General features: G+C 64.6%; 15 protein-coding genes. 7 read left to right on the top strand and 8 right to left on the bottom strand.

Translation table 11 applies throughout. From position 1 onward, the window contains the following. Positions 1-3: 3 nt before the first annotated feature. From NGR_RS22850 to NGR_RS22840, 3 genes are read right to left on the bottom strand one after another with little or no spacing between them, the layout of a single operon-like run. The gene (locus NGR_RS22850; protein WP_012708854.1) at positions 4-2,817 is read right to left on the bottom strand and encodes a DUF4159 domain-containing protein; all 2,814 of its coding nucleotides are present in this window, start codon (positions 2,815-2,817) and stop codon (positions 4-6) included. After that, a complete protein-coding gene (locus NGR_RS22845; RefSeq protein WP_012708853.1) occupies positions 2,814-3,734 on the bottom strand; it encodes a DUF58 domain-containing protein in 921 nt (306 codons plus the stop codon). Before NGR_RS22845 ends, NGR_RS22850 begins: the two co-directional genes overlap by 4 nt. 3 nt (positions 3,735-3,737) lie before the next feature. Further along, positions 3,738-4,751 (bottom strand): AAA family ATPase, encoded by a 1,014-nt coding sequence (locus tag NGR_RS22840; RefSeq protein ID WP_012708852.1) that lies wholly within the window; start codon positions 4,749-4,751, stop codon positions 3,738-3,740. 268 nt (positions 4,752-5,019) lie between these two features. Between NGR_RS22840 and NGR_RS22835 the strand changes: the two genes are divergently transcribed. From NGR_RS22835 to NGR_RS22825, 3 genes are read left to right on the top strand one after another with little or no spacing between them, the layout of a single operon-like run. Next, positions 5,020-5,643 (top strand): DUF1285 domain-containing protein, encoded by a 624-nt coding sequence (locus tag NGR_RS22835; RefSeq protein WP_012708851.1) that lies wholly within the window; start codon positions 5,020-5,022, stop codon positions 5,641-5,643. Then, positions 5,640-6,272 carry a CoA pyrophosphatase gene (locus NGR_RS22830; protein WP_012708850.1) on the top strand — a complete coding sequence of 211 codons (633 nt, stop codon included), beginning with the start codon at positions 5,640-5,642 and terminating at the stop codon, positions 6,270-6,272. Before NGR_RS22835 ends, NGR_RS22830 begins: the two co-directional genes overlap by 4 nt. Continuing rightward, positions 6,269-7,528 carry a CCA tRNA nucleotidyltransferase gene (locus tag NGR_RS22825; RefSeq protein ID WP_012708849.1) on the top strand — a complete coding sequence of 420 codons (1,260 nt, stop codon included), beginning with the start codon at positions 6,269-6,271 and terminating at the stop codon, positions 7,526-7,528. Before NGR_RS22830 ends, NGR_RS22825 begins: the two co-directional genes overlap by 4 nt. 15 nt (positions 7,529-7,543) lie before the next feature. Here the strand turns inward: NGR_RS22825 and NGR_RS22820 are convergent, their stop codons facing one another. Next, entirely contained in the window at positions 7,544-7,729 is a 186-nt protein-coding gene (locus tag NGR_RS22820; RefSeq protein WP_012708848.1) for a DUF1059 domain-containing protein, read from the bottom strand. 298 nt (positions 7,730-8,027) lie between these two features. On the opposite strand from NGR_RS22820, the gene NGR_RS22815 reads away from it, so the two are divergent. Continuing rightward, positions 8,028-8,570, top strand: coding sequence for an adenine phosphoribosyltransferase (locus tag NGR_RS22815; RefSeq protein ID WP_164924422.1), 543 nt, complete (start codon positions 8,028-8,030; stop codon positions 8,568-8,570). 34 nt (positions 8,571-8,604) lie between these two features. Here the strand turns inward: NGR_RS22815 and NGR_RS22810 are convergent, their stop codons facing one another. From NGR_RS22810 to ychF, 3 genes are read right to left on the bottom strand one after another with little or no spacing between them, the layout of a single operon-like run. Beyond that, entirely contained in the window at positions 8,605-9,075 is a 471-nt protein-coding gene (locus tag NGR_RS22810; RefSeq protein ID WP_012708846.1) for a MaoC family dehydratase, read from the bottom strand. Next, a complete protein-coding gene (locus NGR_RS22805) occupies positions 9,072-9,524 on the bottom strand; it encodes a MaoC family dehydratase (RefSeq protein WP_164924421.1) in 453 nt (150 codons plus the stop codon). The genes NGR_RS22810 and NGR_RS22805 overlap by 4 nt, the downstream gene beginning before the upstream one ends. Before the next feature lie 26 nt (positions 9,525-9,550). Beyond that, on the bottom strand, positions 9,551-10,654 hold the full coding sequence (gene ychF / locus NGR_RS22800; protein ID WP_012708844.1) for a redox-regulated ATPase YchF: 1,104 nt from the start codon (positions 10,652-10,654) through the stop codon (positions 9,551-9,553). A 176-nt stretch (positions 10,655-10,830) separates the two neighbouring features. Here ychF and clpS point away from each other — a divergent pair, with 176 nt between their 5' ends. Continuing rightward, a complete protein-coding gene (clpS, locus tag NGR_RS22795; RefSeq protein ID WP_012708843.1) occupies positions 10,831-11,142 on the top strand; it encodes an ATP-dependent Clp protease adapter ClpS in 312 nt (103 codons plus the stop codon). A gap of 55 nt (positions 11,143-11,197) precedes the next feature. Here clpS and NGR_RS22790 read toward each other — a convergent pair whose 3' ends face one another. Next, positions 11,198-12,427, bottom strand: a complete 1,230-nt coding sequence (locus NGR_RS22790; RefSeq protein ID WP_012708842.1) for a LysR family transcriptional regulator — start codon at positions 12,425-12,427, stop codon at positions 11,198-11,200. A 273-nt stretch (positions 12,428-12,700) separates the two neighbouring features. On the opposite strand from NGR_RS22790, the gene NGR_RS22785 reads away from it, so the two are divergent. Together NGR_RS22785 and NGR_RS22780 are read left to right on the top strand one after the other, a co-directional pair. Further along, positions 12,701-15,739, top strand: a complete 3,039-nt coding sequence (locus tag NGR_RS22785) for a beta strand repeat-containing protein (protein ID WP_164924420.1) — start codon at positions 12,701-12,703, stop codon at positions 15,737-15,739. Between the two features lie 62 nt (positions 15,740-15,801). After that, positions 15,802-16,014 carry a hypothetical protein gene (locus tag NGR_RS22780; RefSeq protein WP_012708840.1) on the top strand — a complete coding sequence of 71 codons (213 nt, stop codon included), beginning with the start codon at positions 15,802-15,804 and terminating at the stop codon, positions 16,012-16,014. The last annotated feature ends 7 nt before the right edge of the window (positions 16,015-16,021 follow it).

Raw genomic sequence — 16,021 nt, 5'->3', positions numbered from 1 at the left:
GCCTCATTGTCCAAGCCGCTCGAGCAGGGCGGGGACGTGTACCTGGTCGGCTTTGTAGTTGCCGGTCAGCATGTACATCATGATGTTGACGCCGGAGCGGAAGGCAAATTCGCGCTGCATCTCGTCCGGCGGAACGGTCGGCAGCAGGGCGGCGCCGTTGGCGTCCACCGCCCAGGCACCGGCGAAATCGTTGCCGGTGATCATGATCGGCGTGACACCGTCGCCCGAACGGGCCGGTCGGTTGCTCGGCTCGTCGCGATTTTCGAACTGCGCCTCGATCCAGAGCGGGCTGCCGGTGTAGCGGCCGGGGAAATTCGTCAGGAGATAGAAGGCCTTCGTCAGGACGTGGTCGGCGGGTACCGGCTCCAGCGGCGGGATATCCAGATTGGCCAGAATTGCCTGCAGCCGTTCCGTATTCGGGCTGGTGCCGCTTGAGGCGGCGCCGAGCGAGGAGAACTGGTCGCGGGTGTCGAACAGGACGGTGCCGCCGGCACGCATATAGGCGTCGATGCGGCTGACGGCTTGCGGGCTCGGCATCGGGGCGCCGGCCGAGACCGGCCAGTAGATGATCGGATAGAAGCTGAGGTCGTCCCTCATGATGTCGAGACCGACAGGCGCGCCGGGTTCAAGCGTCGTGCGGTAGGTGAGGAAGTCGGTCAGGCCACGAAGCCCGCTTTCCGAAAGCCGGTCGACATCGTCCTCGCCGGTGACGACATAGGCGAGATGCGTCGTGTCCAGACGTTCGAGAATACGCTCATCGTCGGGTCTCGAGTCGTCCGCAAGGGCTTGTGGCGGCGTGAAGAGGGCGCTTGCGGCCAATGCGACGACCAGCACCGAAGCGGCGCGTGCCATGCGGAGGCGAGAGAAGGCGCCCCCCATGAAGAGCACGATAACAGCGTCGGCGATGAGCAGAAACAAAGCGAGGGTCAGCAGGGCCGGCTTCAGCGACCAGCTCTCTGCACGCACCAGCCGTTCTACAGTATGGGTTCCCGCAAGAGTCATGTCGATCCGCTTGAGTTCAGCGTCGCGCGGCAGCAGATTCAATGCCGTGAAGCCGTCCTCGGAGCCATAGAGACCCGGCGGATTGTCCGGCGTAGTGGCGGGAACCTTACCCGGCTCCACCTCCAGCGGGCGGGCATTGCCGGTTTCCGCGACCAACACGCCGTCAGCGTTGAGGAGCCGGTAAGGCGCCAGCGTGTGCGCCTGCGCCGCCTTGCTTTCACCGGCGACGCCGCCGCTGCGCGAAAGCTGGATGCTGCGGCGAAGCATCTCGACGAAATGCCCGGAGATCGGCAGGTTCGACCAGGTCGCCTCGGCGCTGACATGGAAAAGGACGATGCGGCCGGTGCCGCGCGCCGCGGTCGTAACGAGGGGCGTGCCGTCGGCGAGGTTCGCCCAGGTACGCTCGACCAGATCCGCCGTCGGCTCGGCCAGAACCTGCCGCTTGACAAGAATGTCGCTCGGCCGCGCCAGGCCCGCGAAAGGGCTGTTCGCCGGATAGTCGGCGAGCGGTTGCGGCTCCGACCAGGAGAGGGCACCGCCGAGTGCCCGCTCACCCTGCCGGAGGGTCACCGGAACGAGCGGATCGTCCGCCGGTGCAGCGGCGAGGCGCGGGCCGGCGAAGCGGATCAGCATGCCGCCATTCTCGATCCATTTCGCCAGCAGCGGATAGGTTTCTTCCGGCAACCGGCCGATGTCGGCCATGATCAGGACGGAGGGGCGCTGTTCCAGGAGCTCGGGGATGGCGACCGCAAGGTCGGTCTCGCGCGGTTCGATGAGGTCCGCATAGGGGGCGAGCGCGCGGTTGATATAGTAGAGCGGCGACAGCAGCGGCTGAGACAGGTCGCGCGCCTCGCCGCTCAGCAGCGCGACGCGACGCCGGCGGAAGCCGTCGTCGAGCAAATGGGTGGCGCCGGCGGTCGCCGCACCCTCGATGCCGAGGCGGGCGAAATCGTTGCGCAGTTCGAACGGGGCTTCGATCGTTCCCTTGGCGACAGCCGCTCCGGGGGAGAAATCGATCGTGCCATCGGCGATTGCGCGGCCGCGGGCATCGTAAGCGACGATCGAAAGGGACCGGCGGTCGTCCGTCTTCAAGCGGGTTGCCGTCACCGACATGCCGCTCGACTCGTTGCTCGTGCTCGTCGGTGCCACCGTCTGTCCGCCGTCTGCCTCGATCACCCGAAGTTCGGCCGCGCCGACCTCCTTCAGCGCCGTCATGGTCTTTTGATCGGCTGATTCGATGCCATCGGTGAGGAATGCGATCGTCCCGGGCGAGGCGGCATCGAAAGCCGTCTCGAGTGCCGCCAGCGCCGATCGCCGATCGGTGGGCAGCGGCACCGGTGCAGCGGCGGCGAGCCGGGTGCGGGCGGCGGCGGCCGAGGCAGGCGTCGCATCGTGCTGACGATCTCCGGTGAACAGGACCGAAACGGCAAGATCCCTGGCCTCGGCATCGTCGATCAAAGCCGACGCAGCCTCGACCCTGCGCTCCCAGTCGGGTGCAGTCGCCCAGCTGTTGTCGATCAGCAGCGCCAGCGGGCCGGACGAGGCGAGCGTGTTGCTGCGCGGATTGAAGACCGGGTCCGCAATCGCAAAGATAACCGCGGCGGCCATCAGCATCCGGAGAAGCGTCAGCCACCAGGGGCTTTTAGAGGGCGTCTCCTCGCGTTTCATCACCGAGGCCAGGATGCGCAGCGGCGGGAAGACTTCCGCCGCAGGCCGCGGCGGCGTCATGCGCAGCAGCCACCAGATCACCGGCAGGGCCACAAGGGCTGCCAGTATCGCGGGGTTGGCAAAGGCGAAGGCGAGGCCACCGATCATAGCTGCCCCCCGTGCGTCGCGCGAGTGGGCATTCCGGAGAGATACATGTGCACGGCGACGAGCGCCTCCGATGCCGGTCGATCGGTCCGATGCGGAATGAAGGTCCAGCCGAGGTGGCGCAGGCCGGAGCCGAGGCTGTCGCGGCGGGCGCGATAGGCGCGCTGGTAATCCTCGCGCAGGATCTCGGCGCGGCCCGCCGTCAGCTTCTCGCCGGTTTCCGGATCGGTGAATTCGGTGCGGCCCGCATAGGGGAACACCTCTTCGGCCGGGTCGGCGATTTCGACGACATGGCCGCGAAGTCCCCTGCGGGCGAGCGGGCCAAGCCGCTCCATCACCTTGTCTGCCGGATCGAGAAAGTCGCCGATCAGCACCAGATCGCTGGCGCCGCGGATCATGCCGGTCTCGGGCAGGCCGCCGCCAAGCGGGCTCAGCATGATCGCCGCCGCCAGGCGCTCGGCGGCATTGCGCGCCGATACCGGCTCCATGACCCCGGGGCAGCCGATCCGTTCGCCGGAGCGGGCAAGGATTTCGGCGAGCGCCAGCATCAGCACCAGCGCACGGCTTTCCTTCGAAACGGCGCCGAGTGTCGATTTATACATCATCGACGGAGAAAGATCGGCCCAGAGCCAGATCGTGTGTGCCGCTTCCCATTCGCGGTCGCGGACATAGGTGTGATCGTCGCGGGCAGAGCGACGCCAGTCGATGCGCGACAGGCTTTCTCCCTGGCTATACGGGCGGAACTGCCAGAAATTTTCGCCGATGCCGCGCTTGCGCCGGCCATGCCAGCCGGCAATCACCGTATTGGCGATGCGGCGGGCCTCGACAAGGCAGTCGGGAACGAGCATCGCGCGCTGTTGGGCGCGCGACAGGACTTCTCCGGACGGTGTACGCGCGACTGTTTGCCCGATCGAGGCCATGCGCTATCCCTTGGCTCGCTTCACCAGGTCAGCGATGACATCCCGCACCGTCATGCCCTCGGCGCGGGCGGCAAAGGTCAGCGCCATGCGATGCTGCAACACGGGTTCGGCAAGCGCGAGGATATCGTCGATCGAAGGTGCCAGCCGGCCGTCATAGAGAGCGCGAGCGCGGGCGCAGAGCATCAGGGCCTGGCCGGCGCGCGGGCCTGGTCCCCAGGCGACGTTCTTGTCGGTGGCGGCGTTACCGTTGCCCGGCCGGGCGGAGCGGACGAGCGACAGGATGGCGTCGACGACCTTCCCGCCGACCGGCATCTGCCGAATGAGGTTTTGGAGTTGCTGCAGGCGTTCCGCATTGATGACGGGGCGGGCTTCAGCCTCCGTTACGCCGGTCGTCTCCAGCAGGATCTGCCGCTCGGCGGCGAGCTCCGGATAGCCGACATCGACCTGCATCAGGAAGCGGTCGAGCTGCGCCTCGGGCAGCGGATAGGTGCCCTCCTGTTCGAGCGGGTTCTGGGTCGCCAGCACGTGGAAGGGCTGTGGCAGGTCCTTGCGGGCGCCGGCAATGGTGATGTGGTATTCCTGCATGGCCTGCAGCAGCGCCGATTGGGTTCGCGGCGAGGCGCGGTTGATCTCGTCGGCCATCAGAAGCTGGGTGAAGATCGGTCCGGGAACGAAGCGGAAGGATCGATGGCCGGCTTGATCCTGGTCCATCACTTCGGAACCGAGAATATCCGAAGGCATCAGGTCCGGCGTGAACTGAATGCGGCTGTTGGCGAGCCCCAGAACGGTTCCGAGCGTGGCGACGAGCTTGGTCTTGGCAAGGCCCGGCACGCCGACGAGCAGAGCATGGCCGCCGGATAGAACGGCCAGCAGGGTCTGCTCGACGACGCTCTCCTGGCCGAAGATGACCTTGCCGACCTCCGCGCGAATGAGCGCAATTTCCCCGAGAGCCGCCTCCGCGGCAGCGACGATCGCCTTCTCGTCGGCCGATTCGGCCGCGGTTTTCATAACACTCATCGCCTGTCTCCCGCTCGTGCGTGTCGAAACCGATTCGGCACCACCCGGCGTCCGGTTCCCTTTTTTCAATTTAGACCCTGGCAGACGGCTGACAAGCCGCCGCCAACGCACTATCTCGTGAGCTTCATGAAGCCCTGAAGCATACTAATTGCTTCTCCGCCAAGCGCGAAGTGCGGTCAAGGTGCTCGTAACCGATGACGAACATGCTGCACGCCTCGCGGAGGCGCTACGCTTCCGAGGCAAGATTGGGGCCAAACGGGACAGAACGATGGCAGAAACCAAGATTCAGCACACGGGCGACGCGGCGGGACTTGCCGCCCTGATCGCCCGCGCTGCCGGCCAGACCGGGGGCGAAGCGAAAGGCCTTCCGCCGGTCGATCGCTGGAATCCGCCCTTCTGCGGCGACATCGACATGGAAGTCCGCGGCGATGGAACGTGGTTCTACATGGGCACGCCGATCGGCCGGCAGCCGCTGGTGAGGTTGTTTTCCACGGTCCTGCGCAAGGATGAGGACGACAAGACCTACCTCGTTACGCCGGTGGAAAAGGTCGGTATCCGCGTCGCCGATGCGCCATTCATCGCCGTCGAAATGAGCGTGACGGTGAGGGATGGCGAAACCGTGCTCACCTTCCGCACCAATGTCGGCGACGTGGTGGAGGCAGGGCCTGGGCATCCGCTGCGCTTCGTCATCCATGGAAATAACCGCGAACTGAAGCCCTATCTGCACGTGCGCGGACGCCTCGAGGCGCTCGTTTCGCGGCCGGTCATGTACGACATCGTCGAACTCGGCGAAACCGCCCTGATCGACGGCGTCGAGATGTTCTGCGTCCGGTCCGCGGCAGCCGTCTTCCCGATCATGCCGGCGGCCGAGCTGGAAGCGCTGTCGCGATGAACCATCCGCTGTTTTCCGCCGACGAGTTCCGTCGCCGCGCGCTCAAGCAGACAGGCGGTCCGATCGAGACCGCCTGGCGCGATCACGGCGACTTCCTCCTCAACCCCGGCATCGTGCCCTATGTCGAGTCCCTGCATCTGAAGGATGCGGCGGTGCTCGTTCCTGTCGTCGATGACGGTGAAGATGCGAGTGTCATTTTCACCCAGCGCACCTCGCATCTGCGCAAGCATTCGGGCCAGGTGGCCTTTCCGGGCGGCGCCGTCGATCCCGAGGATCATTCGATCGAAGTGGCGGCGCTGCGCGAGGCGCAGGAGGAGATCGGCCTCGATCCGCGTTTCGTCGAGACGATCGGCCGCCTGCCGCACTACATGGCGATGTCCGGCTTCCGCATCACGCCGGTGCTGGCCGTCGTCCAGCCCGGTTTCGAGCTCGTGCCCAATCCCGAAGAAGTCGAAAGCGTCTTCGAAGTGCCGCTCTCCTTTCTGATGGATCCTCGCAATCATGGGCGCGGGAGCCGCCACTGGGAGGGCGCGGAACGACATTTCTACCGGATGCCCTATGGCGAACGGAACATCTGGGGGATCACGGCCGGCATTGTCCGCATGCTTTACGAAAGGCTTTATGCATGACTTCGATCGCCGCCGAACCCTGGTTCCAGGCCCCATCGCTCGGCCGCGTCTTCGAGCTGTTGAACGCCGACGGCGGCGAAGTGCGGGTCGTCGGCGGCGCCGTCCGCAACAGCCTCCTCGGCCTGCCGGCCGGTGACGTCGATCTGGCGACGACCTGGCGCCCGGAGGATGTGGTGGAACGGGCGAAGAGTGCCGGCATCAAGGTGGTGCCGACGGGCATCGACCACGGCACCGTCACGCTGGTGATCGGCGGAATTCCCTATGAGGTGACGACGTTGCGCCGCGACGTGGCGACCGATGGCCGCCGCGCCGAAGTGGCCTTCGGCACCGACTGGAAGGCGGATGCGGGACGCCGCGATTTCACGATCAATGCCCTCTATGCCGACGCCAACGGCGAGATTTTCGACTATGTCGGCGGGCTGCCCGATATCGAGAGCCGGACGTTGCGCTTCATCGGCAGCGCGGCCGAACGGGTCGCGGAGGACTATCTGCGCATCCTGCGCTACTTCCGCTTTTTCGCGCATTACGGTTCGGGCCGCCCGGATGCGGAGGGGCTGAGGGCCTGCGCGCAGGCGCGCGCGAAGCTCGCTACGCTCTCGGCCGAGCGCGTCTGGGGCGAGATGAAGAAGCTGCTTGCGGCCGAAGATCCGGGCCGCGCCCTGCTTTGGATGCGCCAGGCAGGCGTGCTCGGCGAAGTGCTGCCGGAAACCGAGAAATGGGGGATCGACGCCATTCCGGGCCTGATCGCGGCCGAGAAAATTTTCTTCTGGGTGCCGGAGCCGCTTTTGCGGCTGGCGGCCATCGTCCCGCCCGATGCCGAGCGGCTCGAGAGGATGGCGGCGCGGCTGCGCCTGTCGAAAGCGGAAGCGGCCTTTCTTGTTCGCTTTGCCGAGGCTCCGGCCATTGCCGCCACGCTCGCCGACGCAGCACTCGATCGCGAACTCTACCGGAAGGGTGCCGAGGGCATTGTTGCGCGCCTCAAGCTTTCGCTCGCGTCAGCGCGGCGCAAATCGGAAACCGATCCGGCGTACCTTGCCGAAACCGCCGCCTTTCAGCGGCTGTTGTCGCGGGCGGAAAGGTGGCAGCGTCCCGTCTTCCCCTTAAGCGGCGCCGATGTCCTGAAGGCGGGCGTACCCGCCGGACCCAAGGTCGGGGAACTGCTGACGGAACTCGAGAATTTCTGGATCGACCGCAACTTCAGTATCGACCGGGCGACGCTGGTCGCCCGGCTCGAATCCCGGCTGCGTCCGGACTGAACGACGGCGCCGCAGTCAGGCGGCCTGGGTCTCGTCGACGATGCGCGCCTTGATGTTGTCGACCATGTTTTCGCGGATGACCGTCTCCCCATGGGTGTCGCGCATGTGTTCGACGACCCGGCGGACGATTTCCGCATCGTTGTCGGCACGGGTATGCCAGGGGCAACCCGGAACGAGAGAACCGCATTCGAATAGGCGCATGGTGTTCTCCTTTCTCTGGACCAGCATGCTTTCGCATCAAGCCAAAGCTGCATGATTTCATCCAAGAAGTCGGTGCGGGATACCGGCGAAAGACCGCCGCCACTTTCTCATCCCGCTCTGTCGTATTGCAAGCGAACAGAGCCGCGGCCGGGACCTGCCGAGGGTAAGCGTAACATCAACCCGAGGTCCGGACAAATTGTTCCGGCCGGCCGTTGCGCAAAGAAATCCCTGGGAACTAGCGGCTCGATGGTGCTATGGCTTTGCCATCCTCAAGACTTCCAAAGGCCGTTTCCACATCATGATCGCTGTCCAATCGGAACTGACTGCCGCCATCCGTAGCATTCCGGATTATCCGAAGCCCGGCATCGTGTTTCGCGATATCACGACGCTGCTCGGCAATCCGAAGACGTTCCGCCGGGCGATCGATGAACTCGTCCATCCCTATGCCGGAACCAAGGTCGACAAGATCGCCGGCATCGAAGCGCGCGGCTTCATCCTGGGCGGCGCGATCGCGCATCAGCTGTCGGCCGGCTTCGTGCCGATCCGCAAAAAGGGCAAGCTGCCGCACGAAACAGTGAGGATCGCCTATAGCCTCGAATACGGTGTTGACGAGATGGAGATGCACAAGGATGCGATCCAGCCCGGCGAAAAGGTCATCCTGGTGGACGATCTGATCGCCACCGGCGGAACCGCCGAGGGCGCCACCAAGCTCCTGCAGCAGATGGGCGCCGACATCGTCGCCGCCTGCTTCATCATCGACCTGCCGGAACTCGGCGGGCGCAAGAAGCTCGAAGCGCTCGGCGTCAAGGTTCGCACGCTGATCGAGTTCGAAGGGCATTAGGGAAGACGAGAGCGAGCGCTCGCCGCTCGCTCTCTCAAGTGAATTCGATGACCTTGCTTTCGAAGCGGATCACCGGCTCGCCGTGCTGGTTCTCCCCCTCGCAGAGAATCGCGTTGATCCGCCAGCCGGGGCGGGAGGCGAGGGTGCGAGAGCTAAGCAGCGTGACGGCATAGGCCACGGTATCGCCGGCATAGACCGGCTTCAGCCATTTGAGCTCCCGGAAGCCGGTAGCCGGCCCGAGCCTCGGCGCATGCAGCCCCTCTGCCGCGAGGCGCCGGACCTCGTCTGTCCAGAAGCGGACGAAGCACTTCATCCAGCCGGCGCTGGTGTGCCAGCCGGAGGCGCAAAGACCGCCGAAGAGCGAGCGTCTTGCTTCCTCCTCGTCGAGATGGAAGGGCTGCGGATCGAAATCGCGGGCAAAGCGGATGATATCGTCCGCCGTAAATGTCAGGCTGCCGATCACGGTCTTGCGGCCGGCCGCATAAAGCTCTTCGAGAGTCATCATGGTCGCCCACCCTCGCGGCGTCGAAACATGACCGAACATTCGGAGACCGCAACCGGTTCGCCGCTCTGATTGCTGATTTCGTTGCGGAACTTGACGAGACCGATCTGGGGCTTCGATCTGGACGGTCGCGCCTCCAGAACCAGGCTGAAGCCGGAGATCACGTCTCCAGCCAGCACCGGTTTCTTCCAGTCCATGAAGTCGATGCCGGGCGAACCCTGCGACGACGAATTGCCGAGGAAGGCGTCGATCATCATCCGCATGCCGATGGCGCTGGTGTGCCATCCGGAGGCCGAGAGGCCGCCTAGGATGCTGCGCCTGCCGGCTTCCTCGTCGAGATGCACCGGCTGCGGGTCGAACTCGCCGGCAAAGGCGATCATGTCTGCAGCCTGCATTTCGAACGGCCGATAGACGAAGCGTCGCCCCGGCGTGAAATCCTCGAAATAGAGCATGCCGCCCTCCATGGCAGCCGGAACGATTACGTGTTGAAGCGGAAGTGGATCACGTCGCCGTCCTGGACGACGTACTCCTTGCCTTCGTCGCGCGCCTTGCCGGCTTCCTTGGCACCCGTTTCCCCGCCCAGCGCAGTGAAGTCGTCATACGCGATGGTGTTGGCGCGGATGAAGCCGCGCTCGAAGTCCGAGTGGATGACGCCGGCCGCCTGCGGCGCCTTGGTGCCGCGCGGGATCGTCCAGGCGCGGGTCTCCTTCGGCCCGACCGTGAAATAGGTGATGAGGTCGAGCAGCTTGTAGCCGGCGCGGATCAGCCGGTCGAGGCCGGCTTCTTCCAGGCCCAAGGCTGCAAGGAATTCCTTGGCCTCATCGTCGGGCAATTGGGCGACCTCGGATTCGATCGCTGCCGAGATGACGACACTTTCGGCCCCCTGGGCCTTGGCCATTTCGGCGACGGCGCGGGTGTGTTCGTTGCCCTCTGCCGCATCGGCTTCGGCGACGTTGCAGACATAGAGAACCGGATGGGCGGTCAGAAGGTTGAGACCCTGCAGGACGCGCAGCTCCTCCGCATCGATCTTCGGCAGCAGGGTGCGGACCGGCTTGCCTTCCTGAAGAAGTTTCAGCGAGGCATCCATGATCGGAAGCTGCGCCATCGACTCCTTGTCCTTGCCCACCGCCCGCTTGCGGGTCTGCTCCGTGCGCCGCTCGAGGCTCTCGAGGTCGGCGAGCATCAGCTCGGTCTCGATCGTCTCGGCGTCCTCGACCGGATGGATGCGGCCTTCGACATGGGTGATGTCGTCGTCCTCGAAACAGCGCAGCACATGCACCACCGCATCGACTTCGCGAATGTTGGCGAGGAACTGGTTGCCGAGACCTTCGCCCTTGGACGCGCCGCGCACCAGGCCGGCGATGTCGACGAAGGAGATGCGGGTCGGAATGATTTCCTTCGACTTGGCGATGTCGGCAAGCTTGCGCATCCGCGCGTCCGGCACCGCGACCTCGCCGGTGTTCGGCTCGATCGTGCAGAATGGATAGTTCGCCGCCTGCGCCGCCGCCGTCTTGGTCAGCGCGTTGAAGAGTGTGGACTTGCCGACATTCGGCAGCCCGACGATACCGCATTTGAAGCCCATGGCTAAAACCTGTCGTTCTCGAATTTCTTGGCCGTGGCTATGGGATAAAGGAGAGGAGCGGTCAAGCTCTTCGCGAGGCTTCGGATGGGATCGGCCGGCTTCGGCTTGAATGCCGGTGCCGTGCGCGCAATACTGCGTCCGACCCCACCGCATGTCATCAACGGGTGAGTTTTCCGATGAGTGACAATGAAGTCGCCCCCAAACGAAAAACGAGGGTGAAGCCCAAGCTCGAGCGGCCGAGGCTCTACAAGGTCATCCTCGTCAACGACGACTACACGCCGCGCGACTTCGTGGTGATGGTGTTGAAGGCGATTTTTCGCATGAGCGAGGAGGCCGGCTATCGGGTGATGATGACCGCCCATAAGCTCGGCACGTCGGTCGTCGTGGTCTGCGCCCGGGATATCGCCGAGACCAAGGCCAAGGAAGCGACCGACCTCGGCAAGGAAGCCGGCTTCCCCCTGATGTTCACCACGGAGCCGGAAGAGTGAGCCCCGGGGAGCTCCTGGATCGGGTCGAGCTCCGGGCGAGATTACGGTAGCAAATTCAAAGGTCTGCGGCGATTTTTTGAGGGGCGTGCGAGGCGTGCGGCGCTGCAGGGCCTTTGTCGGACGCGGGGCGGGCGGCTATGCCGTTGTCGAGCCGGGTCGCTTTGACCGGCTCATTGTTATCGAACGGGCATCCTATCGACAGTTCGGGGTTCGCGCGCGTGCGCATCTTCGCATCGAATTCGTCCCTGACCCGGACGATTTGCCGGCGCAGCCATTGATGTGCAGGGTCGCCATCATGACGGGAGTGCCAGAACACGTTGATATTCGTCGCGGGAAGCGGCACGGGCGCCTCGTAGATTTTCAATCCGAGATGACTCGCCATCAGTTCCGCGAATTGGCGTGGGACCGTGGCCAGATGCAGGGAATTGGCGGTCGCGACGGCGACTCCCAATGTGTGGGGCATTGTCAGCGCCACATGCCGCTTGCGGCCGACCTTGGCGAGTTCGGCGTCCACGACGCAGTTCACCACGCCCGCGGACGACCTCGCCACGTGATGGAGCCGGCAGAAGAGGTCGAGCGGAATGGCCTCGCGTGCAGCGACACCGGCCGCGGTGATTCCCGGATGCCTGGCCGAGGCCACGACGACGTAGGGTGCCGCCAGCAGCGGCATGCTGGACACCCAATCAGGGACATTGAGCTCGGTTTCGAGGGCGATGTCGACCGCATCTTCCTGCAGCAGCCGCTCGGCATTTCCCAAAGCGCTGTCCACGAGATGAAGCGAAATTCCGGGCGCTTCCTCCGCGCAGCAGCGGGAGAGGGCGGACATCGCCATCACGGAAAATATGTCCGAGCCGAGAAGCGTAAACCGCCTCTGGATGGTGGCGGGATCGAAATGCCGGCGCTTGTGCAGGGCGAGTTCGATCTTGCCGAGCGCGTCGCGGACGGGCGAGCCGAGCTCCAGCGCCCGGGGCGTCGGGATCATGTCGTTGCCGCGGCGAATGAAGAGCTGGTCGTCCAAGAGGTCGCGCAGCCTCCTGAGCGCAGAACTCACCGCGGGCTGGCTAAGGCCGATCTGGTCGCCGGCGCGGGTCACGCTGCGCTCGCGGATGAGCGCATCGAAAACCCGCAGGAGATTGAGGTCGAATGCATTCAGGTTCACTAATCCGCCCACCCCATGGTTAATCTTCCCGAGCCTTCCGTGCGCATGTATCGCATCCTGCGCCGCATGCCTTGTGCCCGAAGGAACACCTCTACCATGCATCCGGCTGCCGCCGAAGTGCTCCATTCACCGCGTGGATGCGGCCCATGTGAATATTGAATTTCACAAAACGTCTACTGCTTTCTAAACGATAGGCCCAACACGACTCCGAGCCAGGAACGAATAAGTTCGACGTTTTGGAGTTGTTTCCGGTTGTACCCAAGGCTGCTGCCGAGGGTATCGGCCGAAATGCGCGGGCCGCGTCGGCCCGAGCCGTCCACCAATTGTAGCGATCCTGAAGCCGCCTGGCTGTGTCGGGCGGAAAGGCGATCGTGCGTCCATCAAGGAGGGAATGAGGCAATGGCAACGAATCCGGGCACCGACCAGCAGGACTTCATCTTAGGCACGGACGCAGTCGATACCCTGTCCGGCGGCTTCAGTACGGATCAGATCTTTGGGCTCGCCGGTAACGATATCCTGTCCGGCGGCTTCCAAAATGACACGATCAACGGTGACGTAGGAAACGATGCAATCAGCGGCGGTTCCGGCTCCGACAACATCCAGGGGGGAGCCGGAGCCGATTCGATCAATGCCGGCACCGGCGACGACATGGTCATGGCTTTCGAGCCGGCTGATAGCGACGGGGACGTGGTCGACGGCGGATTGGGGTTCGATACGTTAGCGCTGTCCTTCACGGACCAAACGACCGCGCTCACCTTCGCCGCGCCGGATCCGATTGCGCAATCGAACCTTGCCGGCGGGATCAAGGTCACCAACGTCGAGCAGTTTATGATTGTCGGCACCGATTTCGCTGACACGATCACCGGCGGCCGTTGGAATGACTTCCTCAACGGCGGCGATGGAAACGACACGCTGAACGGCGGCATCGGTCGCGATATGCTCGACGGCGCCGACGGCGACGATACGCTCAATGGCGGCAACGGCTCCGACATTCTGTCTGGTGACATCGGCGCGGACACGATCAGGGGTGGCTATGGCAATGACATGGGCGATGGCGGCGTCGGCGACGACAAGCTCTTCGGCGAGGCCGGGAACGACCACCTCACCGGCGCCAACGGGGCCGACGCGCTGTCGGGCGGCGACGGCGACGATACGCTCTACGGCGATGTCGCCTTCAACCTGATCCACAGCGGGAACGACACTCTCGACGGGGGGAGCGGCAACGACTTTCTCAACGGCGGCTTAGGTCTCGATACGATCACTGGGGGAGACGGCAACGACCGCGTCGGCGTTACCATCGGCCACGGCCGGGACACGATCAACGGCGGCGCGGGCACCGATATTCTCGAAGTCCAGAACCTGAGCGGCACCTTCACCGCCAAGGCATCCAACCTCTCCAACACACTGTCGGATGGCACGACCTTCATCAACATGGAGGCCTATTCGTTCGACAGCGGCATGGGTAGCTCTACCGTTGACAACTGGACTACCGGCGACGGCAACGACACGATGCGCTCCCACGACGGGAACGATACGCTCAGCAGCGGCAAGGGCAACGACTCTATTGATTCCGGGAATGGCGTCGACATCGTCAACAGCGGTGACGGCAATGATACGATCACGGTCGGAAACGGCGGCAAGGACACGATCAGGGCCGGTGCCGGCACCGACACGGTCACTATCGTTCGGCGCGATGCGACCACCAACCTTACGTTTTCGATCAGCGGCGTGACCGGCACGCTGAATGACGGCACCAGTGTCACCGACGCCGAGCACTATGCGATCCACGCAGGCTCCGGCAGCGATACACTCACCGCCGGCGCGGCGCTGTCCGTCAAGTTCTACGGCGCCAACGGCAATGACAGGCTGACGGGCGGAAAAGGCAGCGATTGGCTCGACGGGGGAGCGGGCAACGATACGCTCAAGGGTGGAGACGGCAACGACAGGATTATTGACGACGGTGGTGCCAACACGATCGATGCCGGGACCGGCAACGACCTGGTGGAACTCGAGATCGCTTCAGGCACCGCTGCCAATTCGATCCTGCTGGGAACCGGCAATGACACGGTGACGATCAACGCGTTTCGCGGACTCACCGCGGGCAAATTCACCGTCGACGGAGGCACGGGAACGGACACGGCCGCGGTGAACCGCTCCATGGGCACCGCCAACATGAGCTTCGTGCTGTCGCCGAGCGCGGTCCTGACCAATGGCGACGTGACGCTCAGGAATGTCGAAGCCGTGCAGATTTGGACCGGATCGGGCACCGACAGCCTGACGGGCAGCGCGCTGAGCGACCTCTTCCATGGCGGGGGCGGCAACGACACGCTCAAGGGGCTCGCCGGCAATGACCGGCTCTATGGCGGGGCAGGGGCCGACAGGCTCGAAGGCGGTGACGGCAACGACACGCTGCAGGCGACCTACAGCACGCAGTTCGACACGCAGGCCGACAAGCTCTACGGTGGTGCGGGCAATGACAGCCTGCGCATCAACCAGGGCGACTTTGCCGATGCGGGGACAGGCACCGACCGCGTCTATGTCGATCTCGCCAACCAGGCGACCGGCGTCAGCTTTGTCTTCTCGAACGGCACGGTGACGGTCAACGCGGCTACCAAGTTCACCGGCGCCGAAAGCCTGGAATTCTACGGCACCAGCGGCAACGACAGCGTCACCGCCGGCGCTCTCAACGACGTGCTCAAGGGCAATGGCGGCAACGATACACTGAGAGGCGGCGCGGGCAACGACCGGCTCGAGGATGGCGCCGGAAACGACAAGCTTTACGGCGATGCCGGCAACGACACGCTGATCCGCACGAATGAGATTGGCACCGACAGCTTCGACGGCGGTGCCGGCACGGACACGCTGAAGTTCAGCTTCGACTCCTCCATGTCGGTGAAGCTCGACCTCGCCAACAACGCCAACAACGGCGGCATGGCCAAGGGGTTGACCGTGACCGGCATTGAAGTCGTCTATGGTTCGAGCCAGGACGACGACATTCGCGGCACGTCCGCCAACGAGAAATTCTTCGGCGGCGGCGCGGACGACTTCCTCTTCGGCGGGGCCGGTGACGACGTGCTCGAAGGCGGTGCGGCCGGCGACCTGCTGCAGGGCGGCACCGGCAAGGACCAGTTCGTGTTCCACAGCGACGGCTTCGGCACCGGCGACCAGATCGTCGACTTCACGCGCGGCCAGGACAAGCTGGTCGTCGACCGCTCGGACTTCGGCATGGCCGCAACCGGCAATCCCGGACTGGTGGTCGGCGCCAATCCGACCGCCTCGGGGACGGGGCCGCAGTTCCTGTTCGAATCGGACAACGGCCGCCTTTGGTACGACCGCGACGGCACCGGCAACAATTATGACGCCGAGCTGATCGTGACGCTGGCGAATGGCAGCACGCACGTCTCGACGCTGGCGATCAGCGACTTCCTGTTTGTGTGAGCTTATCGGTGCCCGCCGCCTGCTCGGGCGGGCACCACTCATCCTTGTGAAGATCTGCACCGATGACGCCCGAGCGCTTTGCTGAATGCCTAGTCAGTTTGAGGTGGACGACAATCGAGCTGACATCCGCGCTTCAATGCCAGCTCTCCTGGGTGGAAGCCATGGAGAGCGGCCATGCGGAAATCCCGGAAGATCTCGCTCGCTGGCTCGACGGGCTGGCCCGATGCCACGAAACTGCGGCGGTCCCGACGTCCTATCGCGGGCTGACGGGGTGATCATGAC

This window comes from Sinorhizobium fredii NGR234 (assembly GCF_000018545.1).
Classification (GTDB): domain Bacteria; phylum Pseudomonadota; class Alphaproteobacteria; order Rhizobiales; family Rhizobiaceae; genus Sinorhizobium; species Sinorhizobium fredii_A.
The sequence above is the reverse complement of the archived record's forward strand: the minus strand, read 5'-3'. Positions and strand labels throughout refer to the sequence as shown.